Source organism: Caenispirillum salinarum AK4 (genome assembly GCF_000315795.1).
Taxonomy (GTDB): domain Bacteria; phylum Pseudomonadota; class Alphaproteobacteria; order Rhodospirillales; family Rhodospirillaceae; genus Caenispirillum; species Caenispirillum salinarum.
Genome location: NZ_ANHY01000009.1, coordinates 36,721 through 57,579 on the forward strand (window position 1 = coordinate 36,721; position 20,859 = coordinate 57,579).

The 20,859-nt window shown below is 69.8% G+C and carries 21 protein-coding genes; 11 read left to right on the plus strand and 10 right to left on the minus strand.

The annotated features are described in order from the left end of the window. Window positions 1–72: 72 nt before the first annotated feature. The 3 genes from fabF (at window position 73) to C882_RS11010 (ending at window position 2,950) form a co-directional block, all read left to right on the plus strand. On the plus strand, window positions 73–1,338 hold the full coding sequence (gene fabF / locus C882_RS11000) for a beta-ketoacyl-ACP synthase II (protein ID WP_009540672.1): 1,266 nt from the start codon (window positions 73–75) through the stop codon (window positions 1,336–1,338). A 114-nt stretch (window positions 1,339–1,452) separates the two neighbouring features. Next, entirely contained in the window at window positions 1,453–2,457 is a 1,005-nt protein-coding gene (gene mltG / locus C882_RS11005; protein WP_009540673.1) for an endolytic transglycosylase MltG, read from the plus strand. 124 nt (window positions 2,458–2,581) lie between these two features. Continuing rightward, window positions 2,582–2,950, plus strand: a complete 369-nt coding sequence (locus C882_RS11010; protein WP_009540674.1) for a hypothetical protein — start codon at window positions 2,582–2,584, stop codon at window positions 2,948–2,950. Between the two features lie 103 nt (window positions 2,951–3,053). Here the strand turns inward: C882_RS11010 and C882_RS11015 are convergent, their stop codons facing one another. Genes C882_RS11015 through C882_RS11025 form a run of 3 tightly spaced genes read right to left on the minus strand, consistent with a single transcriptional unit; the run spans window position 3,054 to window position 4,688 of the window. Then, window positions 3,054–3,845 (minus strand): SDR family NAD(P)-dependent oxidoreductase, encoded by a 792-nt coding sequence (locus C882_RS11015; RefSeq protein ID WP_009540675.1) that lies wholly within the window; start codon window positions 3,843–3,845, stop codon window positions 3,054–3,056. Then, window positions 3,842–4,222 (minus strand): HepT-like ribonuclease domain-containing protein, encoded by a 381-nt coding sequence (locus tag C882_RS11020; protein WP_009540676.1) that lies wholly within the window; start codon window positions 4,220–4,222, stop codon window positions 3,842–3,844. Before C882_RS11020 ends, C882_RS11015 begins: the two co-directional genes overlap by 4 nt. 1 nt (window position 4,223) lies before the next feature. Further along, window positions 4,224–4,688, minus strand: coding sequence for a nucleotidyltransferase family protein (locus C882_RS11025; RefSeq protein WP_236262637.1), 465 nt, complete (start codon window positions 4,686–4,688; stop codon window positions 4,224–4,226). 113 nt (window positions 4,689–4,801) lie between these two features. Here C882_RS11025 and C882_RS11030 point away from each other — a divergent pair, with 113 nt between their 5' ends. The 3 genes from C882_RS11030 (at window position 4,802) to C882_RS11040 (ending at window position 7,228) form a co-directional block, all read left to right on the plus strand. Beyond that, complete coding sequence (locus C882_RS11030) at window positions 4,802–5,716, plus strand: YicC/YloC family endoribonuclease (RefSeq protein WP_009540678.1); 915 nt, start codon at window positions 4,802–4,804, stop codon at window positions 5,714–5,716. A gap of 154 nt (window positions 5,717–5,870) precedes the next feature. Next, window positions 5,871–6,482, plus strand: coding sequence for a guanylate kinase (gene gmk / locus C882_RS11035; protein WP_236262641.1), 612 nt, complete (start codon window positions 5,871–5,873; stop codon window positions 6,480–6,482). Between the two features lie 266 nt (window positions 6,483–6,748). Next, a complete protein-coding gene (locus C882_RS11040; protein WP_009540681.1) occupies window positions 6,749–7,228 on the plus strand; it encodes a VOC family protein in 480 nt (159 codons plus the stop codon). Between the two features lie 47 nt (window positions 7,229–7,275). Here C882_RS11040 and C882_RS23200 read toward each other — a convergent pair whose 3' ends face one another. The 6 genes from C882_RS23200 to lptF all read right to left on the minus strand — a co-directional run bounded on the left by C882_RS23200 (window position 7,276) and on the right by lptF (window position 15,371). Beyond that, on the minus strand, window positions 7,276–8,235 hold the full coding sequence (locus C882_RS23200; RefSeq protein ID WP_009540682.1) for a response regulator: 960 nt from the start codon (window positions 8,233–8,235) through the stop codon (window positions 7,276–7,278). Window positions 8,236–8,397: 162 nt separating this feature from the next. After that, complete coding sequence (gene rsmA, locus C882_RS11050) at window positions 8,398–9,270, minus strand: 16S rRNA (adenine(1518)-N(6)/adenine(1519)-N(6))-dimethyltransferase RsmA (RefSeq protein ID WP_009540683.1); 873 nt, start codon at window positions 9,268–9,270, stop codon at window positions 8,398–8,400. After that, window positions 9,267–10,307 (minus strand): 4-hydroxythreonine-4-phosphate dehydrogenase PdxA, encoded by a 1,041-nt coding sequence (pdxA, locus tag C882_RS11055; protein ID WP_009540684.1) that lies wholly within the window; start codon window positions 10,305–10,307, stop codon window positions 9,267–9,269. The genes rsmA and pdxA overlap by 4 nt, the downstream gene beginning before the upstream one ends. Before the next feature lie 49 nt (window positions 10,308–10,356). Further along, entirely contained in the window at window positions 10,357–11,697 is a 1,341-nt protein-coding gene (locus C882_RS11060) for a peptidylprolyl isomerase (RefSeq protein ID WP_009540685.1), read from the minus strand. Between the two features lie 72 nt (window positions 11,698–11,769). Next, a complete protein-coding gene (gene lptD / locus C882_RS11065; protein ID WP_009540686.1) occupies window positions 11,770–14,244 on the minus strand; it encodes an LPS-assembly protein LptD in 2,475 nt (824 codons plus the stop codon). Beyond that, window positions 14,241–15,371 (minus strand): LPS export ABC transporter permease LptF, encoded by a 1,131-nt coding sequence (gene lptF / locus C882_RS11070; protein ID WP_236262639.1) that lies wholly within the window; start codon window positions 15,369–15,371, stop codon window positions 14,241–14,243. The genes lptD and lptF overlap by 4 nt, the downstream gene beginning before the upstream one ends. Before the next feature lie 523 nt (window positions 15,372–15,894). Here lptF and C882_RS11075 point away from each other — a divergent pair. Beyond that, window positions 15,895–16,272: a hypothetical protein gene (locus C882_RS11075; RefSeq protein ID WP_009540689.1), complete on the plus strand. Its 378-nt coding sequence runs from the start codon at window positions 15,895–15,897 to the stop codon at window positions 16,270–16,272. Here C882_RS11075 and C882_RS11080 read toward each other — a convergent pair. After that, on the minus strand, window positions 16,251–17,387 hold the full coding sequence (locus C882_RS11080) for a COX15/CtaA family protein (RefSeq protein ID WP_043645035.1): 1,137 nt from the start codon (window positions 17,385–17,387) through the stop codon (window positions 16,251–16,253). The genes C882_RS11075 and C882_RS11080 overlap by 22 nt on opposite strands. 208 nt (window positions 17,388–17,595) lie before the next feature. Between C882_RS11080 and C882_RS11085 the strand changes: the two genes are divergently transcribed. The 4 genes from C882_RS11085 to groL form a co-directional block, all read left to right on the plus strand. After that, entirely contained in the window at window positions 17,596–18,384 is a 789-nt protein-coding gene (locus C882_RS11085; protein ID WP_009540691.1) for a glycosyltransferase family 2 protein, read from the plus strand. A 10-nt stretch (window positions 18,385–18,394) separates the two neighbouring features. After that, window positions 18,395–19,150, plus strand: coding sequence for a TVP38/TMEM64 family protein (locus C882_RS11090; RefSeq protein WP_009540692.1), 756 nt, complete (start codon window positions 18,395–18,397; stop codon window positions 19,148–19,150). A gap of 217 nt (window positions 19,151–19,367) precedes the next feature. Then, the gene (gene groES, locus C882_RS11095; protein WP_009540693.1) at window positions 19,368–19,655 is read left to right on the plus strand and encodes a co-chaperone GroES; all 288 of its coding nucleotides are present in this window, start codon (window positions 19,368–19,370) and stop codon (window positions 19,653–19,655) included. 95 nt (window positions 19,656–19,750) lie between these two features. Beyond that, window positions 19,751–20,859 (plus strand): chaperonin GroEL (gene groL, locus C882_RS11100; protein ID WP_043645037.1); only part of this gene is annotated, 1,109 nt, incomplete at its 3' end.

Consider the following 20,859-nt stretch of genomic DNA (forward strand, 5'->3'; position numbering starts at 1 on the left):
CGGCGGCGCCACCCTCCTTGAGGCCCTGGCGCACCGCGCGGGGCCGTTTCAGAGGTAGATATCGAGAGAGCCATGAGACGAGTTGTCGTCACCGGCGTCGGCCTTATCACGCCGCTGGGTAGCGGCGTCGAGGGCAACTGGACGCGCCTGATCAACGGCGAGAGCGGCATCCGCGCCATCGAGAGATTCGATGTGTCGGATCTTCCGGCCAAGATCGCCGGACAGGTGCCGACCGACGAAAACGAGCCCTACAGGTTCAACGCCGACGATGTCGTGCCCGCGCGCGACCGCCGTCGCATGGACCCCTTCATTGTCTTCGGCATGGCTGCCGCCATCCAGGCCATCGAGGATGCCGGCTGGACGCCGGAGGACGAGGACGAGCGCGAGCGCACCGGTGTCATCATCGGGTCGGGCATCGGCGGCCTGGGCAGCATCGCCAACGCCGAGGACACGCTTTCGGGCGGTGGTCCGCGCAAGCTGAGCCCGTTCTTCATTCCGTCCTCGCTGATCAACCTCGTCTCGGGCCACGTGTCCATCAAGTACGGCTTCAAGGGGCCGAACCACTCGGTGGTCACCGCCTGCTCGACCGGCGCCCACGCCATCGGCGACGCCAGCCGCATCATCAAGTACGGCGATGCCGACGTGATGATCGCCGGCGGCGCCGAAGCGGCCATCTGCCGCCTGGGCATCGGCGGGTTTGCCGCCGCCCGCGCCCTGTCGACAGGCTTCAACGACACGCCGGAAAAGGGCTCGCGCCCCTACGACAAGGACCGCGACGGCTTCGTCATGGGCGAGGGCGCCGGTGTCCTGGTGCTGGAGGAGTACGAGCACGCCAAGGCCCGTGGCGCCAAGATCTACGCCGAGGTGCTGGGCTACGGCATGTCCGGCGACGCCTACCACATCACGGCCCCGGCCGAGGATGGCAACGGCGGCTTCCGCGCCATGCGCAACGCGCTCAAGGACGCCAAGCTCGACCCCAGCCAGATCGACTACGTCAACGCCCACGGCACCTCCACGCCGCTGGGTGACGAGATCGAGCTGGGGGCGGTGAAGCGCCTGTTCGGCGACCACGCCTACAAGCTGTCGATGTCGTCCACCAAGTCGGCCATCGGCCACCTGCTGGGCGCGGCCGGTGCGGTGGAAGCCATCTACTCCATGCTGGCGCTGCAAAACCAGATCGTGCCGCCGACGCTGAACCTCGACAATCCGTCGGAGTCCTGCGACATCGACCTGGTGCCGCACAAGGCCAAGGAACGCGAGGTCACCTACGCGCTGTCCAACAGCTTCGGCTTCGGCGGCACCAATGCCTCGCTGGTGATGGGTCGCGCTCCGTCCTGACGACGGCTTCGCGAGGCCCTCGTGCCAAGCACTCTGCCGACGGGGCGGGCGAGTTGGATCGTCCGCCCCGTTCGCGTCTTCACCTGACCGCAGTCCGCCGAGGATCGGCCACCGATGAAACGCGTTCTTCTTGCCCTCGTTCTTCTCGTCATCCTGGCCGGCGCGGGGCTCGCCTACGGCCTCTACTGGTTCGCCGGCGAAACCTTCACGGCCCGGGGCCCGCTGGAGGAGCCGGTGATCGTGGAGGTCCCCAAGGGCTCGGGCCTCGCCCGCATCACCGAGAATCTGGCGGATGCCGGCGTCATCGCCGACCGTGACGTCTCCAAGCTGATCTTCAAGCTCAAGGTCCGCGAGAGCGGCAAGGCCGCCAGCCTGCACGCCGGCGAGTTCCAGTTCGAACCCGGCGTCTCCATGGCCGAGGTGACGGAGATCCTGGCCTCGGGCAAGGTCGTGGCGCGGTTCCTGACGGTGGCGGAAGGCCTGACGTCGCCCGAGGTCATGGCGCTGGTGAGCAAGGCCGAGGCGCTGACGGGTGCCGTTCCCGACCCGCCGCCGCCCACGGGGACGCTCCTGCCCGAGACCTATCACTACACCCGGGGCGACAGCCGCGCCGACGTGGTGGCGCGCATGGAACAATCCATGGACAAGGCGCTGGAGGACCTGTGGCCGACCCGCGCCGAGGACCTGCCCATCGACACGCCGGAGGAGGCCGTCATCCTGGCCTCCATCGTCGAGAAGGAAACAGCGCTGGCATCGGAGCGCCCGCGGGTGGCGGCGGTGTTCGTCAACCGCCTGCGGCGCGGCATGCGCCTGCAGTCGGACCCTACCGTCATCTACGGCCTGGACCCCGAGGACGGCGATCTCGGGCGGCCGCTGCGCAAGTCCGAGCTTGAGAGGGAAACGGCCTACAACACCTATGTCATCGGCGGCCTGCCGCCCGGACCGATCGCCAATCCGGGGCGGGAGTCCCTGGCGGCGGTGCTGAACCCGGCGGAGACGGATGACCTGTACTTCGTCGCCGACGGCACGGGTGGCCACGCCTTCGCCAAGACCCTGCGCGAGCACAATCGCAACGTCGCCAACTGGCGGCGCATCGAGCGCCAGCGGGCGGGCGAATAGCAGTTTTTCCCGCAGGCCTAAACGTTACGGTATCAATCCCATTGCCAGTGGCGGCGGATTGCGGCATGATTCCCGTCAAAAGTGCGGCACGCACCAGCGAACGAGAGAGCGGGAGCATCCGGAAATGCGCAAGGTCCTGATGAGCATGGCGCTCACGGGCCTGATCCTGGGGGTGGCGCTGAGCACCCAGGTCGGGCTGTTCGTCGTCCAGCCGCGCCCCGCCGAGGCGGCGGGGGCCGCTGGCGGTTTGACGCCGGTGTCGGCGGAGCGTGCGAAGCCGGCCGAGACGCCGGCGGGCATGGTTTACCTAATGACGCGGGCCGCGGACATGCGTTTCCTCGACAGTCCCGACGCCATCTGTCGCCGCCAGTTCGATCGCGACAACGACGCCTGCCGGGGCCTCGTGCAGGGCTGGGTGATGCGCGAAAGCCGCGTGCTGGCAACGCTTCCCTATTCGGAAGCCCTGTGGCGCATGGCGAGCGGCGGCGGGTGAAAACGTCGAGATAATCTCGACGTTTTATCGACGTTCTGAGTGCGGGCTGCGCGAGCATCCGGTCATCCGGGCCGCGGTGGACGCCTTTAGACCTGCGATCGGATCATCCGCCCTTCGCCGGCATCCGCCGGGTGATGGCGTCCACCAATCCATCGGGCAGCGCGCCGGCCAGCCAGCTGCCCATGTAGGTGGGCAGGGGGAAGGCGATGCGGCCCCGGTCGCGGGCCAGCTTCCGGCGGATGATGCGGGCGGCCTTCTCGCCGGACATGAAGAACGGCATGGGGAAGTCGTTGGCGGCCGTGATGCGGCTTTCCACGAAGCCGGGGCAGATGACCGACACCCGCACCCCTTCCGGCCCCAGCCAGCCGCGCAGGGCCTCGCCCCAGGTCTTCACGGCTGCCTTGCTGGCGCAGTAGGCCGGTGCGCCGGGGAAGCCGCGAAAAGCGGCCATGCTGCTCACCAGCGCGATCTGACCCGCCCGGCGTTCGCGGAAGCGGGGGATGAGGGGCAGCACGGTGTTCATTACGCCGTCGACGTTTACCGCCATGATCCGCCGCGTCTGTTCGGCGCTCTCGCCCATCAGCCCGCCCTGGCCGCCGGATGCCGTGCCGGCGGAGATGCCGGCGTTGGCCACCACCAGGTCCAGCGGGCGGACCGCGTCGGTCTCCAGCACGAACGCTTCCATGGCGTCGCGGTCGGCGACGTCGACGATCCGCCCTTCGGCCTCCGCGCCCTTGGCCCGGCAGGCATCCACCGCGTCGTCCAGGCGCGCAGGGTCGCGGCCGGTCAGCGTCAGCCGCACGCCCGGCGCCGCGTACTCCAGCGCCAGCGCCCGGCCGATGCCCGACGAGCCGCCGGTGATGAGGATGTGGCGGGGAGTGGGGGCGCGGGTCATGGGTGGCGGGACTCCTCGTCGGTTTCGGCGGGCAGGCTGTCGTCGTCGAGCACGGCGCGCAGCATGACCTCCAGCGGCGGCAGGTCGCCGGTCACCGTGCGCCAGAGGATCTCCGGGTCCACCGAGTGGTACTCGTGGATGAGCACGTGGCGGATTTCCGCCAGGTCCTGCCACGGCACGCGGGGGTGGGCGGCACGCACCGGTTCCGGCACGCGGGCGGCGGCCTCGCCGATGATTTCCAGGTTCCGCGCCACGGCGTCGATGGTCCTGGTGTCGGCGACGAAATCGTCTTCCGTCAGGCCGGCGATGTAGTGGCGGCAGCGGTCGATGGCCTCCAGCATGTCGTCCAGGCGCACGCGCCAGTCCTTGTAGCTCATGTCAGAGGACCCTCACCGATTCGGTCAGCACGCGCTCGCGGATGCGGGGCTTGAGGTTGGCGGGCGTGACCAGATCCACGGGGCGCTGCAGAATGCCCTCCAGCAGGTGCTTCAGTTCCACGAACTCCAGCATGCCGTCCGGGCGGCCGGGCTGGAACTCCACCAGCAGGTCCACGTCGCTCTCGCGCCGGGCGGCGTTGCGCACCACCGAACCGAACAGCGACAGCCGCGCGATGCCGAATCGCTCCAACTCGTGCAGGTGGCGCTTGAGGTGCCAGAGGACCTCCTCGCGCCGGGCGGGGTTGGACTTGCGCAGCCGGGCCGCATAGCGCTTGAGGGCGCCGGCGCGGTCGCGCGGGACGGTGACGGTCAGCTCTGTCATTTCGGTGTCGTCGGAGCCGGTGCGCCGGGGACGTGGATGGCGGTGGCGGGGGGTGCGGCTCTTGCGGTGGGATGCTCTGCTCATGATGCCAGTCTACGCCGGCGCCGGCGGTGTGGGGAAGGGCCATGCGCGGGTTGTTGCACGGGCCGCGCGGGGCTATAACCGGCGGACGAACGAGGACCGAAAGGACGTTATCCGTGCCCATCGCCAGCATGACAGGCTTCGCCCGCGCCGAAGGGGCTGACCCCACGCGGTCCGGCACCACCTGCATCTGGGAGGTGCGCAGCGTCAACGGCAAGGGGCTGGAGACCCGCTGGCGCATCCCGCCCGGCTACGACGGGCTGGAGATCGCGGTGCGGGAGACCGTGGCGAAGCGGCTCAAGCGCGGCAACGTCTCGGTCACCCTGACGGTCTCCAGAGGCGACGAGCAGCCGTCCTACCGCGTCAACGAGGCGCTGCTCGACCAGATCATGGACGCCGCCCGCCGCTGGCAGATCAAGACCGGCGATGTCGCGGGCGTGCAGATGCCGCGCCTGGACGGCCTGCTGGCGCTCAAGGGCGTGCTGGAGCAGGTCGGCGAGGCGGAACCGGACGCCCAGGCCCGAGAGGCCCGGGATGCCGCCCTCATCGTCATCCTGGACGACGCCCTGGTGAAACTGGCCCAGGCCCGCGCCGACGAGGGCGCGCGCATGGAGGCCGTTCTGGTCGAGCATCTGGATGCCATCGCCGACCTGGTGGAGCAGGCCGCCGGCACCGCCGCCCTGCGGCCGGAGGCCGTGAAGGCGCGGCTGCGGGAACAGGTGGCGGCGCTGGTCGACGCGCAGACGCAGCTCTCCGAGGACCGCCTGGCGCAGGAACTGGCGCTGCTGGCGGTCAAAGGCGACGTGCGCGAGGAACTGGACCGCCTGCGCGCCCACATCGCCCAGGCCCGCGAACTGATCGCCGAGGACAAGGGGCCGGTGGGCCGGCGGCTGGACTTCCTGTGCCAGGAGTTCAACCGCGAGGCCAACACGCTGTGCTCCAAGGCCCAGGACGTGGCGCTGACGCGCATCGGCCTGGACCTGAAAGCCGTCATCGACCAGTTCCGCGAGCAGGTCCAGAACATCGAGTGAGAGAACGGCCGCCAAGGCCTCCGAGGGGGAAGCAATCATGTCCGTCGTCGCGTCGTCGCCTTCATCGTCCTCCCAGTCCACCGCCTGCGCCGTCGACCAGGGCGCGGGCGCCGGCGGCGGCCAGCCGTCGGGCGGCATCCGGCGCCGCGGGCTGATGCTGGTGCTGTCCTCGCCGTCGGGCGCGGGCAAGACCACCATCTCGCGGTCCATGCTGGAGCGGGACGACAACATCGCCATGTCCGTTTCGGTCACCACCCGCCCGCCCCGCCCGGGCGAGGAGGACGGCCGCGACTACCACTTCATCGGCGTGGAAACCTACAAGCGCATGGTCGACCGGCAGGAACTGCTGGAGCACGCGCGGGTCTTCGACAACTTCTACGGCACGCCCAAGGGGCCGGTCATGGACAGCCTGGCCGGGGGGCGCGACGTGCTGTTCGACATCGACTGGCAGGGCACGCAGCAACTGGCCGCCAACGCCCGCCAGGACCTGGTGAGCATCTTCATCCTGCCGCCCTCGGTCGACGAACTGGAGCGCCGCCTGCGCGGCCGCGCCCAGGACAGCGACGAGGTGGTGCGCAAGCGCATGGCCAAGGCCGCCGACGAGATGAGCCACTGGCCGGAATACGACTATGTGGTGGTGAACAACGACGTGGAGCAGTCCATCGCCAGCGTCACCGCCATCCTTCATGCCGAGCGCCTGAAGCGCACCCGGCAGGTGGGGCTGGCGGAGTTCGTCAACGGCATGCGTGGCGCTGAGGCCGAGTGATCGCTCCCGGTGCCGGTGGCCTTCTTGAAGGCATCGGCACCGGGAGCATCGCCATGACCGGGCGCAAGCCCGCACCCCGCACCGTGACCGTCACCCCGACCGAGGAGCAGGCGGCATTCGTCGACGCCTTCGCCCGACGCGCCGCCATTCGTCCGGCCGGTGTGCCGTAGCGCCACCGTCCCACCGCAAATGGCGCTTTTCATCTGCCGTCCGGCGTCCTAGGTGGAGGGCATCGTCCCATTCACCGTTCACTGGAGGCCCGCCCGATGGAATACCTGCACACCATGGTCCGCGTCAGCGATCTGGATGCCTCGCTGGACTTCTACTGCGACAAGCTCGGCATGGTCGAGGTCACGCGGAAGGAGAGCGAGCAGGGCCGCTTCACTCTGGTGTTCCTGGCGGCGCCGCAGGACCTGCAGGAGGCCGACCGCGAGAAGGCCAAGGGCGAGGCCGCCGCCAGCGCCGTCAGCTTCAACACCCCCATGATCGAGCTGACCTACAACTGGGACCCCGAGGAGTACACCGGCGGCCGCAACTTCGGTCACCTGGCCTTCCGTGTCGACGACATCTACGGCACCTGCCAGAAGCTCCGGGATGGCGGCGTGACCATCAACCGCCCGCCGCGCGACGGCCGCATGGCCTTCGTCCGCTCGCCGGACGGCATCTCCATCGAACTGTTGCAGAACGGCGAGGCCAAGGCCCCCGCGGAGCCCTGGGCGAGCATGGAGAACACCGGCTCCTGGTAAGCTGCACCACCGCCGGGCCGGCGGCCCTCTGACGCGGCTGGCCCGGCCTATTCCGCGGCGACGCGCGGGGCACGGTCGGTGCCTGCGGCGGCATCGCCCGCAGCCGGCTTGTCCAGCAGCAGGGCCGTGTCCAGGTCGAAGGCATCGGCAAGCCTGCCGGCCAAAGCTTCCAGCTCGGCGATGCTGGCGATGCGGCCGAACTCCTGGGCGTCGCGGCACAGGCGGGCGTGCCGCGCCACGTCGGCCATCATGTCCTTGGCGCAGGTCGTATCCCGCATGAGCCGGCCCTGAAGGTGCGCTTCCTCGGCCGCGCGGGTCAGACGGGCAAGGTCGCGGGCGTTGGCGTCGTCCATGACCATGCCGCGGGCGTAGCGCCCGTTGATGTCACCGATCAACCCGACGATGAGGCCCGCCAGCGCCCGCACCCGATGGGCGCTCAGGGCCCGCCGGCAGGCCTGCTGGTCGCCGGCAACGGCGTCCGCGTCCTTGCGCTTGAGCGCCTTGGCCTCCAGAACGTTGACCGGCGTGATGGTCGGCGCCTGCGGCCCTGGACGGGGGACGGCGCGGCGTTCCGGCCCGACATAGCTGGACGTGACGACGAAGGGTTTGCGCGCGTGGATCAGGTTGTGCAGCCGCTGGTCCAGATAGCCCTCCGACCACGGATGGATCAGCAGATCGTCGGCGCCGCTGTCGACGCCCCGGCGCACGGTGTCCGGCGCCGCTTCCGACAGCACGGCGATGATGGGCGTGAAGGGGTCGACTCGGCTCATGCCCGTGCGGATCCGCCGGAAGTAGGCGCCGGCGTCGCCGCCCGGCAGGTCCATGGCGGCAATGATGATGTCGGGCTTTACCCGCTCCGCCACCTCTTCCAGGTCCTGCACCGTCTCCGCCCATTCGGTGTCGCGGAAGCCCATGTAGTACAGGCTGGACCGCAGCACCTGCAGGCGCGGCTTGCGCGCGTCCGCAACGACGGCGGTGACGTTGTTGAAGAAATACGTGTGAGCCATGGCGCCTTACCCCTCTTCCGGCGCCGCCACCCGTCTCCCCCGGGACGACCGCGCCGCATACCCTTTCGGCGTTAAATCGTAAGACTCATAAGACGCTCGGTGCAGGTATAGGGTCGAGGTGTAAAAAAGGATACCGGCAGCGCAAAGGTGTGTTGCGCTGCCTCAAAGGCAGCGCGCCAGCGCGCAGAAATCCTCGACCGACAGTTCTTCCGCCCGTGCGGTCGGGGCGAGGCCGGCGCGGGCGCACGGGGCCTCGCCGTCGCCGCCGGCCAGTGTTTTCAGGCTGGCGCGCAGCATCTTGCGGCGCTGCCCGAAGGCGGCCGCCGTCACCTTTTCCAGCGTGGCGAAATCGGCGTCGCACAGGGGCTGGCTGCGCGGCGTCAGGTTGACCACCGTCGAGACGACCTTGGGAGGCGGCGTGAAGGCGCGCGGGTTGATGTCGAACACCGGTTCCACATGGCACAGCCATTGGGTGATGACGGACAGGCGACCGTAGTCCTTGGTGCGCGGCTTCGCCACCAGTCGGTCCACCACCTCCTTCTGGAACATCAGCGTCATGCCGGCCAGGGTGTCCAGGCGCTTGAGCCAGCCCAGCAGCAGGGGGGTGGCGACATTGTAGGGCAGGTTGGCGACGATCCGCCGGGGGCCGTCGCCCAGGGCCGTGACGTCCACTTCCAGCGCGTCGGCCTCGATGACCTCCAGCCGCCCGGGCCAGCGCTCTGCGATCTCGGCCAGGGCGGGCAGGGCGCGGGGGTCGCGCTCGATGGCGATGACCTTGCGGGCACCGGCGTAGAGCAGGGCGCGGGTCAGGCCGCCGGGGCCGGGTCCGATCTCGACCACCGTGCCGTCGTCGATGGCTCCGGCAGCGCGGGCGATGCGGCCGGTCAGGTTGAGGTCCAGAAGGAAGTTCTGCCCCAGGCTTTTGCGCGCCGCCAGGTCGTGGCGGGCGATGACGTCGCGCAAGGGCGGCAGGCCGTCGGCGGCCAGGGCTTCGCCCGGAGCGGCGTCGTGCAGGGTGGTCTGGCTGCGGGTCATGCGGGCGTTTCCCGGCGCAGGGCGGCCATCTCGCCGGCCATGCGCAGGGCGGCGCACAGGCTGGTGTCGTCGGCGGCACCGGTGCCCGCGATATCGAAGGCCGTGCCGTGATCGGGCGAGGTGCGCACGAAGGGCAGGCCCAGCGTCACGTTGACGCCGCCGGCGAAATCGATGGTCTTGAGCGGGATCAGGGCGTGGTCGTGGGTCATGCACAGCGCTGCGTCATAGCGCGTGCGGGCGGCTTCGTGGAACAGGGTGTCGGCGGGCGCCGGGCCGAAGGCGTCGATCCCCAGGGCGCGCAGGTCGGCGACGGCGGGGGCGATGATGTCGATCTCCTCGCGCCCCATGACGCCGCCCTCGCCGGCGTGCGGGTTGAGCGCGGCGACGGCCAGCCGCGGGCGCGCGATGGCGAAGTTCCGGCGCAGTCCGTCGGCGGTGAGGCGGCCGATCTCCACGATGGTCTCGCGGCGCAGGGAGTCCACGGCCTCGCGCAGGGACAGGTGGACGGTGACCGGCACGACGCGCAGGCCAGGACAGGCCAGCATCATCACCGGGGTTGCGCCGCCCGCCAGTTCGCCCAGGAACTCCGTATGGCCGGGGTGCCTGAAACCGGCCTGCTTGAGCACCGCCTTGTTGATGGGGTTGGTCACCACGCCGCCGGCACGGCCTTCGGTCGTGAGGGTGACCGCCCGCTCGATGGCGGCGACCACGGCGGGGCCGTTGGCGGGATCGGGCTGGCCCGGTTCCACGGCGGCGGGCACGTCCTGGCGCAGCACGGGCAGGGCGTCGGGAAAGACGGCCAGGGCCTCTTCGGGCGCGGCGATCTCGCGCACGGCCACCGGCACGCCCAGCCGGGCCGCCAGGGCTTCCAGGCGCTCGGGGCTGTCGATGACGAAGAACGGCGGCAGCCGGCGCGCCCCCGACGCGGCACCGGAGCGCCGGGCGTACGCGGTCAGGGTGATGTCGCCGCCGATGCCCGCCGGCTCGCCCATGGTCACCGCCAGCGGTGGCGCGGGCAGGGGCGTGGGCTCGGTCATGTCGGCCTCCCGGGGGTTGGAGCGGGGCGCCCGGCGCCGCCGCCGCGCATCAGAGTCGAACGTCAACGATGGCGGCGCGGCGCAGGTCGCGCAGGCGGCGCTGGGACAGCGATTCCACCTTCTCCTGCTTGATCTGCTGACGGACCGCCTCGCGGTCGGGCAGGCCGCCGGAGCCCCCGCGGTCGCAGATCATCGCGACCACTTCGCCGCCGGCGACGGGCACCGATCGGCTGGCCTGCTCCTCGGGCAGGTTGGAGACGGCGGCGGCGACCGCCTCGGGCAGGTCGCCGAGCGTCACCGAGCCCACGCGGCCCGAGCCCGGCGTGCCGATGTCTTCGGCCAGCGCCACGAATTCCTCGCACGAGCGCGTCGCCTGGGCGCGTTCGGTCAGGGCGGCGCGGCGTTCCTCGGGCATGGCGTTGGCGCCCGTGTCGGGCAGCATGATCTGCGCCAGCTCCAGCCCCTGCCGCGCCGGGGCCTGCGCGCCGGCGACACGCTTGCCGCGCACCAGCAGGATGGTGTAGCCGGCGGCGGTGCGGATGGGCGGCGTGATGCGGTTTTCCGGCGTCTCGGCGATGGCCTGCCGCAGCTCGGGCTCCAGCGTCGGCAGGGGGATCCAGCCCATGTCGCCGCCCCGCGCCGCCGAGGGATCGCGGCTGAACTGCTGGGCCAGCGCCCGGAAGTTGGCGCCCGAGGCGATCTGCTGGGCCAGCCGCTCGGCCGCCTGGCGCACCTCGGCCTCGCGCGTCGGGTCCTCGACGGGCAGGTAGATCTGGGCCAGCAGGGCTTCGGGCTTGCCCTGGGCTTCCTTCAACTGCTCCAGCCGCGCGTCGACTTCGGCCTCGCTGACGGTCACGCGCCCGGCGAGGGAGGACTGCACCACCTTGATCCAGGCGATCTCCGCCCGGACCTGGCGCTCGAAGGTGCCGAAGGGGATGCCGGCCTGGGTCATCTGCTGCCGGAGCGCCCCGGGCGCCAGGTTGTTCTGGGCCTCCACCTGGCGGATGCCCTCGGCCATGTCCGATTCAGAGACCTCGATCCCCAGGCGCTCGGCCTCCTGCATGCGCAGGGCCTCGCCGATCAGCCCCTGGAGGACCTGCGGCAGCAGGCGCTGCCGGGTTTCCTGGCTGTCGGGCAGGTTCGACGTCGCGATGATGAAATCCATGCGCGTGATGATGTCGCGCAGGGATACCGCGTCCTGGTTCACCACCGCGGCGATGCGCTGGATGTCCTGGGCGGCCGCCGGCGAGGCCGACAGGGGCAGGGCGCCCGGCGCCAGGGGCGTGGCGGACAGCAGCAGCGCGGCAGCAAGGCCGGCGGCGGCGATCCGGCGGGCGCGGTGGCGCGGCGCGGGCGCGGCGGAGCGGGGGCTGGCGGTGTGGATGCTCATGTGCTGTCTCGATACCATCGTGCGTGCATGCGGGCGTGGCGCGGGCGGGGCGGCCTACTGCTCGTCCTGAAGCTAGTTGGAGCCGATGTTCACTTCGCCCAGGGTCTTGAAGACGACGCGGAACAGGGCGGAGAACCCGCCCTCATAGTCGCGGTCGGCGGTGTAGTCCCGCGTCATCGTGGCCTGGAGGGAGAAGCACTCGTCGTCATAGAGGGCTCCGGCGTACCAGTTGATGGGCTCTTCCTCGTCGTCGAGGTTCCACCGGGTTCCGGCGAACAGGGTCCAGTACCGGCTGAAGCGGCTGTGCGCGCCGACCGTGATTTCCTCGCGGTCGCCGAACTGGTCGTCGACCGTGGTCTCGCCGACGGCCTGGAGGTAGTTGGCCGACAACCGCAGGACCGGAAGACCGCCCGAGGCCGTGATTTCGGTCAGCTTGGGCTCAAACTCCTCGCGGTCGAGGCGGAACCGGGTCGAGGCGTCGAAATAGGACGAAATGTTGACCGTCGCACGGCCCACGTAGTCGGAAAACTCGTCGTCCAGCCCGGATTCAGGGCCGAAGAAGCCGTCATCGTACATGTGCCAGCTCTGGCCGAACAGGACCGAGGCCGAACTGCCGTCGGGCCAGTAGCCGGCCCAGCGCATGCCGTAGTTGGCGCGCGGGCCGTTCTCGACGCGGTCCCAGCCGGTAAAGCGGTTGCGCGAGAACAGGTTGGTGGCGTCGAACTCGAAGTCTCGGCTGTCCTCGTTGGGGATCTCTTCCTTGTTCTGGCCGCGCGGGCTGATGTAGACGGAGGCCACCGGCTCCAGCACTTCGCGGAACCAGCCGTTGTCGCGGGTGAACGGAAACCGCCAGCTTGCGCCCACCGTCGGGATGACGCGCGCCACGGTGCCGGAATCGACGGTGCGGAAGGCGGCCTCTTCGGCGGTGTCGACGATGTAGGCGTCGGCGCGCAGGGCTGCCGACAGTTCGGTGACGTCGCCCAGCGAGCCGTAGTGGATGTAGTTCCACGAGCCTTCCGCCGCCACGCGCGTGGTGTCGGTGCCTTCGCTGCGGGTCAGCGACAGGCCGCTGGCGTCGAAGGTCCAGTAGACGCCGGCATCGGTGGGGGCGCTGGAGTGGCTGTAGGTCAGTTCGGGCAGCACCCGCGGCACGCGGCCGGGGTCGGTGCCGACGCGCAGTTCCTGGAAATAGAACCCGCGCGCCCGGGCATAGGTGCGGCGCCGGAAGCCCTCGACGTAGGCTTCGTTCACCAGCCAGGCATCGGTGCCGTAATCGTACTTGCGCATGTAGGTGTCGTCGGACGCCAGGTTGACGTCGATGCCGCCCCGCCAGGTGGGGTCGAAATACCATTCCAGGTTGGCGCGCAGGTGGTTGCGGATACGGTCGTTGCCGTCGACGTTGGTGTCGGGATCGACGTTGTTGTCCTGGGTGATGCTGCCCTGCACCTCCATCTTGCCCGACGTGTAGAGCCCGCGGTACTGCGCCTCCAGCACCGGCCCCTGAAGGTCGGTCCAGCGCACCGCGCTCAGGAGGTCCTGGCTGTCGTCGATGACCAGGTAGTAGGGCACGGTGACCTCGGTCCCCAGGTCCTTCGACGTCCCGTAGGACGGCGGCAGGAAGCCGCTCTTGCGCTTCACGGTGGGGTCGGGGTGCGACAGGTACGGCGTGTAGAACACGGGCAGCCCCGCCGCCTCCAGCCAGACGTCGCGGTAGTACACCGTCTTGTCGGCCTCGTCGTGCGTCACGCGCCGGGCACGCAGGCGCCACAGCGGCGCCGCGTCGGGGTCCTCGCACGGGTCGCAGGCCGTGTAGATGGCCAGGCGCATGGTGCTGACCTCGTTCTCGCGGGTCATCAGCTCGCCCGACGCCCGCGAGCGGTCGGCCAGCAGAAGCGTCGCCTCCCGCGCGAAGCCCGACTTCATGTCGCCGGTCAACTCGGTGTAGTCGAAGAAATAGACGGTGCCGTCGGTCTCCACCAGGCTGACGTTGCCCTCGGCGGTGACGCGATCGGCCACGGTGTCGTAGCGGACCGTGTCGGCGCGCAGCACGCGGCCCTCGTAGACCATCTCGACGCCCCCGGTGGCCGTGATGACCTCCTCGGTTTCGTCGTAGCTGAGTTCGTCGGCGACGACGGAGGCGCGCGGCTGCCCTTCCTCGGTCGGCGGAACGGCCGGTGGCGTGTAGGGCCGCGGCAGGTTGCGGAGCTGCTGCTGCGGAATGTCCGGCCCCAGCGCGCGCAGGGGCGCCAGCCGGTCGGGCGGGATCTCGGGGCTGACCAAAGGCCCGCCGCCTTCGGTGATGCGCTCGGAGACCGGCTCGCCCAGTTCGCCCGGCGGGTCGGCCGTCACGGCCGCCGGCGCCGGCTCCGGCGGTGCCGTGTCTTGAGTCGCCTGCACCTGGGCCGTCTCCCACAGCGGCGGCGAGGGCGTCCAGCCCGGCCCCACCGCCGCGCTCGCCGGTGCGGCGCCGAGCGGAAGGGCGGCGACGGCCAGCGACAGGCTGAGCGCCGCCGCCGAGGAAGAAAGCATGAGATGCCGGCGCTTCATGATGGTCCTCCGGCCGTGGTCGCGCGTGGGACGGGCGGCGCCTTTCCTCCCGAGGAGGCGCGCGCCAAGATGCCCAGCGCGATGAGCCCCGGGACGATGGCGGCCACGTAGATCAGGGGAATGAGTGTGAGGGAATCGCTCGCCAGGTTGACGGCGGCCAGCCCGAACGACTGGGCAAGGATCATGGCTGAGACGCCGCCGATGACGCGGCGGCCCTGGCCGTGACGGTTGAACGGGCCGGTCAGCATGGTGGCCAGCGCGATCAACGCGAAGCTGATGTTGAGCAGCGGTGAGGCGAGGCGCTGGTGCGCCTCCACGCGGAACTTGCGCGTTTCGCTTTCGTTGCTGGCGGTGGTCGTGAGCAACTCCAACAGCGGCCGTTCGCGCGCATCGCGGTAGCGCGGGCCGGCATCACCACCAAGACTGCCCAGCTCCATGACGTGGCGGTCGAAGTACAGCAGCGACAACTGCCCCGTGCCCGGCGTGACCTCCTGCCGGTTGCCGTTTTCCATGAGGATGCGCGGTGGGCCGCTGTCCGGTTGGACCAGGGCCCCGCGCTCGGCCATCACGGTCACCGGGGCCGCGACATCGCGCTTGTCGTGGATCAGAAGCCCGATCAGCGTGTCGTCCGGCCCGGTGTCGCGGACGTAAACGGTCAGGTTTTCCTCCAGTTCGTTGAAGGCGCCGGCTTCCAGCACCAGCCCGGCGACGTCGTTGCGCACCTTCCACCGGGTTTCGCGGAAGGTCTCCACCGACAGCGGCGCCACATACAGCGTCAGGCCATATGTGACGAGCATCAGGACGAAGGCCAGCAGCAGCGCCGGCCGGGCCAGTCCGAAAGGACCAAGGCCGACGGCGCGCATCACCACCAGCTCGCGGTCGCCGTTGAGGCGGTTGTAGGTGAACAGGATCACGGCGAACAGGGCGATCGGCAGCACGATGACCAGGAAGCTGGGCATCAGCAGCATGGTCATCGATATGAAGGTGCCCATGCCCAGGCCCTTGCTGATGATCGTTTCGATCAGCCGAAGGGACTGGGTCAGCCACAGAATGACGGCCAGCCCCGCCGCCACCAGCAGCGTGCCCGTCGTCAACTGTCGCAGGATGTAGCGCGTGATCATTCGCATGGCGGCGGATTATAGGGGGATGAAGGTGCGGGAAACCAGCGCGAAATATCCCCCGCGGCCCGGTCGCGGCCACGACTGCCGCGCGGCCCCTTCTCCGTCTGGTGAGGGGTATTCAGCCACTGCCTTCCGAGGGAGACGTGCACGTCTTGTGCGCGAGCAATTGGGCGGGCCGGGGACTGTTCCCGCGCCGATGTTCGGCTATAGTGGGAACAGGGTGCGGGCCGGGGGTGCGCACCATTTGCCGCTGCCGAATGATCCGGGGGACGTCATGTCGAGCCAGGACCACTTCCCGCCTGCCGCCCCAGTGGATGAGGACGATCCTCCCGCCGGCGGCACGGCTTTCCGTCCGCGCCGCTCCGACGCGGCATCGCCGGACGGCGGCCTTCATGACGCAAGCCATCATGCCGGGGATCATGCGGCACCGGACGATCCTGCGCCGTCGCGCCGCCGGCGCGGCTCGCGAACCGCCGGCGGCGGGCCTCCGGTGGAGCGGCGGCGGCGATCCCGGCGCCATCGGGGACGGGTGCATCGCAAGTCGGTTCTGGCGCTGGCCGGGGTGGTGGCGGTGATCGGTGCCGTGATCGGCGTCGGCGGCGGGTTCGGCATGGTCTGGCTGATGCGCGACAGCCCGTTCGCCGCTGTGGTGTCGCCCGCGGAGCAGGCGGCGCGCAGCGAGTTCATGGCGGCCTGCGTCAAAACGCTGCCGTCCATCGACTGCGGCTGCCTTTATGACGATGCCCGGCCGGCGTTCGTGCCGGAGTACCGCGCCGCGGTGCTGCGCCTGATCGACGAGCGCCGCGACCTGCCGGTGCGGCTCCAGCGCATCCGGTCGGAAAAGCTGCTGGGGCCGGACCTGGCGAAGACGGTCTGGGAGGCGGCCTACCGCTGCTCCGACGGCTGAGGCGCGGAAACGGCGGGGCGGCGCAGCAGCCGCACCAGGGTCACGGCCGCCAGGAAGACGATCAAGGCGCCCAACTGGTGCAGCACGCCCAGCGAGAGCGGGACGACCGCCAGAAGCGTGGCGATGCCCAGCGCCATCTGGCCCACGGCCAGGGCGCCCAGCACGGCGGCCGCGGTGCGGGCGCGGCGGGGCAGGGCGGCGCCGGTCCGCCAGGCCCAGGCGGCCAGGCCCAAAGCGAAGGCGACCAGCGCCGTCGCCAGGACGCGGTGCTGGAACTGCACGGTGGTGATGTTGTCCAGGTGGTTGACCCACCACGGCGCGTGCATGAGCAGCCCGTCGGGCACCAGGTCGCCGTCCATCAGCGGAAAGGTGTTGTAGGTCAGTCCGGCGTCCAGTCCCGCCACCAGCGCGCCGGACAGGATGACGACGAACACGTAGATCAGGAACGCCCGCGCGCCTGCCGCCAGCCGGCGGGCCGGGGGCGGCAGGGCGTGGCCCGGCTCCTCCAGCCACAGGTCCAGGGCCAGACGCCACAGCAGGCCCAGGATCAGCACGGCGAGGCCCAGGTGCGCAGCGAGCTTGACGGGGCTGACCATAGGCTGGTCGACAAGGCCGCTCTGCACCATGATCCAGCCCACCAGCCCCTGCATGCCGCCCAGCACGAACAGCCCGCCCAGCTTCAGGCCGAGGCGCGCGTCGATGGCGCCCTTGACCAGGAACACCAGGAAGGGCACCGCGAAGGCGACACCGATGATGCGGCCCCACAGGCGGTGCAGGTACTCCAGCCAGAAGATGCCCTTGAACGCCTCCAGGCTCATCCCCGCGTTCTGCAGCAGGTATTGCGGGGACTGGCGATAGGCGTCGAAGGTCGCCTGCCACTCGGCCTGGGACAGCGGCGGCAGGATGGTGAACACCTGCCACTCCACCATGGACAGGCCGGAGTCCGTCAGCCGCGTCGCCGCGCCCAGGCAGGCCATGAAGACGACCATGCCGCTCAAAGTGAACAGCCAGGCGGCCAGCGCGCGGCGGCGGGGCGAGGGGACGGCGGCGGTTCCCGGCGCGCCGGACGACGCGACGCCCCGGGGCAGGGCGACGGAGGGCGAGGACGACGGCATGCGGCGGTGGACCTCCCTGTTTCACCGATCTGTTTTCCAGGATGATGCGGCGGCGGCGGCGCGGCTTCAAGGTTAAAGCCGCAGCAGCGGAGTGGGACTTGACTGCCCGCCGAAGGCCCGTTTGCCGCGAAACCGTTTGCCGCGCGGCGGATGCGGCGTTACAACACGGCCTCGACGCTTATTCCTTACAGCCCCGGCCGGCATTTTGATGAACGAGTCCAGCAAGCCCGAAGCCCCGCTGTCGGCGGCCACGCCCATGGTCCCCGACCTGTCGGTGGTCGTGCCCGTCAAGAACGAGGCGGAAAACATCCTTCCCCTCATCACCGAGATCGACGCGGCCCTGAACGGCTTCATCGACTTCGAGATCGTCTATGTGGACGACGGCTCCGACGACGAGACGCCGGCCCGGCTGCGCGAGGCCAAGGACAAGTTCCCCAGCCTGCGCGTCGTGCGCCACCGGCGCAGTTGCGGCCAGAGCCAGGCCGTCGCCAGCGGCGTCAAGCATGCCCGCGCGCCCTGGATCGCGACCCTGGACGGCGATGGCCAGAACGACCCGGCCGACATCCCCGCCATGATCCGCCGCCGCGACCAGGAAGCCGCTGCGTCGGCCACCGACGCGGCGCTGGTGATGATCGCCGGTCACCGCCAGAAGCGGCAGGACACCTTCATCCGCCGCCTGTCGTCCAAGGTCGCCAACGGCGTGCGGTCGTTCATGCTCAAGGACAGCACGCCGGACAGCGGCTGCGGCCTGAAGCTGTTCGCCCGCCAGACCTTCCTGGACATGCCGCGCTTCGACCACATGCACCGCTTCCTGCCGGCGCTGATGATTCGCGCCGGCGGCAAGGTGGTCAGCGTGCGCGTCAACCACCGCCCGCGGGAGCGGGGCGTGTCCAAGTACGGCGTCTGGAACCGCCTTTGGGTGGGGATCGTCGATCTGTTCGGCGTCGCCTGGCTGCGCAGCCGTGCCCGCATCCCCGCCATCGAGCACCACGACTGATCCCGGCTCCGTGACCTCCGACCCGTCCGCCGCATCCCGCGATGACGCCGCGCCTGTCGAGGACGCCGACGCGCTCGACAGCCCCGGCGCCGAGGCGTCGTCGGGCACGAAGGGGCTGCTCAAGGGGCTGGTGATGATCGCCGGCCTGGTCGCCGTCGGCTACGCCGCACGGGCGCTTGGCCTTGTGGACCTTCTGGACCCGGCGTGGCTGGACGAGGAGGTGCGCGGTCGCGGCTTCTATGGCGAACTGGTCTTCGTCGCCGTCGGCGCGGCCTTGACCGGCATCGGTCTGCCGCGCCAGCTTGTCGCCTTCGGCGGCGGCTATGTCTTCGGCCTGTGGGAAGGCATTGGGTTCGCCCTTCTTGCGCAGATGATCGGCTGCATGGCCGCCTTCTGGTACGCGCGCCTGTTCGGCCGGTCCTTCGTGCGCCACCGCTTCGGCCGGCGCATCGGGAAGGTGGACGCCTTCCTGCGCGGCAATCCGTTCACCATGACGCTGCTGATCCGATTCCTGCCGGTGGGCAGCAATGTCGTCACCAACCTGGCCGCCGGCGTGACCAGCGTGGGCGCCGGGCCGTTCCTGGCGGGCTCGCTGCTCGGCTACCTGCCGCAGACGGCCATCTTCGCCCTGCTGGGGACCGGCATCCACGTCGATCCGGAATGGCGCATCACCCTGTCGGTGGCACTGTTCGTGGTCTCGGGCGTGATCGGCGTGTGGCTCTACCGCCGCATCCGCCGCCAGCGCCGGCGCGCCCGCGCGGCCTGAAGCGTTTATGGTGCACCGCCGGTCCTTCGGCGGAAATCCTTCATCGGACGGTCATGCGGCGCGGGCTTGACAGGCCTTCGCCACCGGATTACCTGTTTTGGCACTCACGGCGGGGGAGTGCTAACAGCCGAGTCGGCACCGGCGCCCTCCCGCCCCGCATTTTTCGTTCGTCTCTTTGACTCAATCATCGGGACCATTCCCCACGAGGAGGAATTCCATGAAGTTTCGGCCGCTGCACGACCGTGTCCTGGTCAAGCGCAAGGAAAGCGAAGAGAAGACCGCCGGGGGCATCATCATCCCCGACACGGCCAAGGAAAAGCCGCAGCAGGGTGAAGTGATTGCCGTCGGCCCCGGCGCCCGTGGCGAGGACGGCCAGATCGTCGCGCTGGACGTCAAGGTCGGCGACAACGTCCTGTTCGGCAAGTGGTCGGGCACCGAGGTCACCATCGAGGGTGAGGATCTCCTCATCATGAAGGAGACCGACATCATGGGCATCGTCGAGTAAGGACCCGTGCCGGTGCGGGGAATGACGCCGCACCGCCATCCTGATCTCCGATCCCATCGATCGACCCCAAGCATTCAAGAAGAGGTTTCAAGCCAATGGCTGCCAAGGAAGTGAAGTTCGGCATCGACGCCCGCAACCGCATGCTGCGCGGCGTGGACATCCTGGCCGACGCCGTGAAGGTCACCCTGGGCCCCAAGGGCCGCAACGTGGTGCTGGAGAAGTCTTTCGGCGCCCCGCGCGTCACCAAGGACGGCGTCTCGGTCGCCAAGGAAATCGAACTGTCCGACAAGTTCGAGAACATGGGCGCCCAGATGGTCAAGGAAGTCGCTTCCAAGACCGCCGACATCGCCGGTGACGGCACCACCACCGCCACCGTGCTGGCGCAGTCCATCGTCCGCGAGGGCGCCAAGTCGGTGGCCGCCGGCATGAACCCGATGGACCTGAAGCGCGGCATCGACCTGGCCGTGTCCAAGGTCGTCGAGGACATCGCGGGCCGCACCCGCAAGATCGGCACCTCGGGCGAGGTCGCGCAGGTCGGCACCATCTCCGCCAACGGCGACACCGACATCGGTGACATGATCGCCAAGGCCATGGAGCGCGTCGGCAACGAGGGCGTCATCACGGTCGAGGAGGCCAAGGGCCTGGAGACCGAGCTGGACGTCGTCGAGGGCATGCAGTTCGACCGCGGCTACCTGTCGCCGTATTTCGTGACCAACGCCGAGAAGATGGTCGCCGAGCTGGACAACCCCTACATCCTGATCCACGAGAAGAAGCTGACCAGCCTGCAGCCGCTGCTGCCGGTGCTGGAGTCCGTGGTGCAGTCCAGCCGTCCGCTGCTGATCATCGCCGAGGACATCGAGGGCGAGGCCCTGGCCACCCTGGTGGTCAACAAGCTGCGCGGCGGCCTGAAGGTCGCGGCCGTGAAGGCGCCGGGCTTCGGCGACCGTCGCAAGGCCATGCTGCAGGACATCGCCGTGCTGACCGGCGGCGAGGTCATCAGCGAGGATCTCGGCATCAAGCTCGAGAACACCACGCTCGACATGCTGGGCCAGGCCAAGAACGTCAACATCACCAAGGAAGACACCACCATCGTGGACGGTGTCGGCTCCAAGGACGACATTGACGCGCGCGTCAACCAGATCAAGGCGCAGATCGAGGAGACCACCTCGGACTACGACCGCGAGAAGCTCCAGGAGCGTCTGGC

Bases quoted from the DNA above. Each gene is read 5' to 3' on its own strand.
- fabF (WP_009540672.1), top strand. From the start codon at position 73: ATGAGACGAGTTGTCGTCACCGGCGTCGGCCTTATCACGCCGCTGGGT.
- mltG (WP_009540673.1), top strand. From the start codon at position 1,453: ATGAAACGCGTTCTTCTTGCCCTCGTTCTTCTCGTCATCCTGGCCGGC.
- C882_RS11010 (WP_009540674.1), top strand. From the start codon at position 2,582: ATGCGCAAGGTCCTGATGAGCATGGCGCTCACGGGCCTGATCCTGGGG.
- C882_RS11015 (WP_009540675.1), bottom strand. From the start codon at position 3,845: ATGACCCGCGCCCCCACTCCCCGCCACATCCTCATCACCGGCGGCTCG.
- C882_RS11020 (WP_009540676.1), bottom strand. From the start codon at position 4,222: ATGAGCTACAAGGACTGGCGCGTGCGCCTGGACGACATGCTGGAGGCC.
- C882_RS11025 (WP_236262637.1), bottom strand. From the start codon at position 4,688: ATGAGCAGAGCATCCCACCGCAAGAGCCGCACCCCCCGCCACCGCCAT.
- gmk (WP_236262641.1), top strand. From the start codon at position 5,871: ATGCTGGTGCTGTCCTCGCCGTCGGGCGCGGGCAAGACCACCATCTCG.
- C882_RS11040 (WP_009540681.1), top strand. From the start codon at position 6,749: ATGGAATACCTGCACACCATGGTCCGCGTCAGCGATCTGGATGCCTCG.
- C882_RS23200 (WP_009540682.1), bottom strand. From the start codon at position 8,235: ATGGCTCACACGTATTTCTTCAACAACGTCACCGCCGTCGTTGCGGAC.
- rsmA (WP_009540683.1), bottom strand. From the start codon at position 9,270: ATGACCCGCAGCCAGACCACCCTGCACGACGCCGCTCCGGGCGAAGCC.
- pdxA (WP_009540684.1), bottom strand. From the start codon at position 10,307: ATGACCGAGCCCACGCCCCTGCCCGCGCCACCGCTGGCGGTGACCATG.
- C882_RS11060 (WP_009540685.1), bottom strand. From the start codon at position 11,697: ATGAGCATCCACACCGCCAGCCCCCGCTCCGCCGCGCCCGCGCCGCGC.
- lptD (WP_009540686.1), bottom strand. From the start codon at position 14,244: ATGAAGCGCCGGCATCTCATGCTTTCTTCCTCGGCGGCGGCGCTCAGC.
- lptF (WP_236262639.1), bottom strand. From the start codon at position 15,371: ATGCGAATGATCACGCGCTACATCCTGCGACAGTTGACGACGGGCACG.
- C882_RS11080 (WP_043645035.1), bottom strand. From the start codon at position 17,387: ATGCCGTCGTCCTCGCCCTCCGTCGCCCTGCCCCGGGGCGTCGCGTCG.
- C882_RS11085 (WP_009540691.1), top strand. From the start codon at position 17,596: ATGAACGAGTCCAGCAAGCCCGAAGCCCCGCTGTCGGCGGCCACGCCC.
- groES (WP_009540693.1), top strand. From the start codon at position 19,368: ATGAAGTTTCGGCCGCTGCACGACCGTGTCCTGGTCAAGCGCAAGGAA.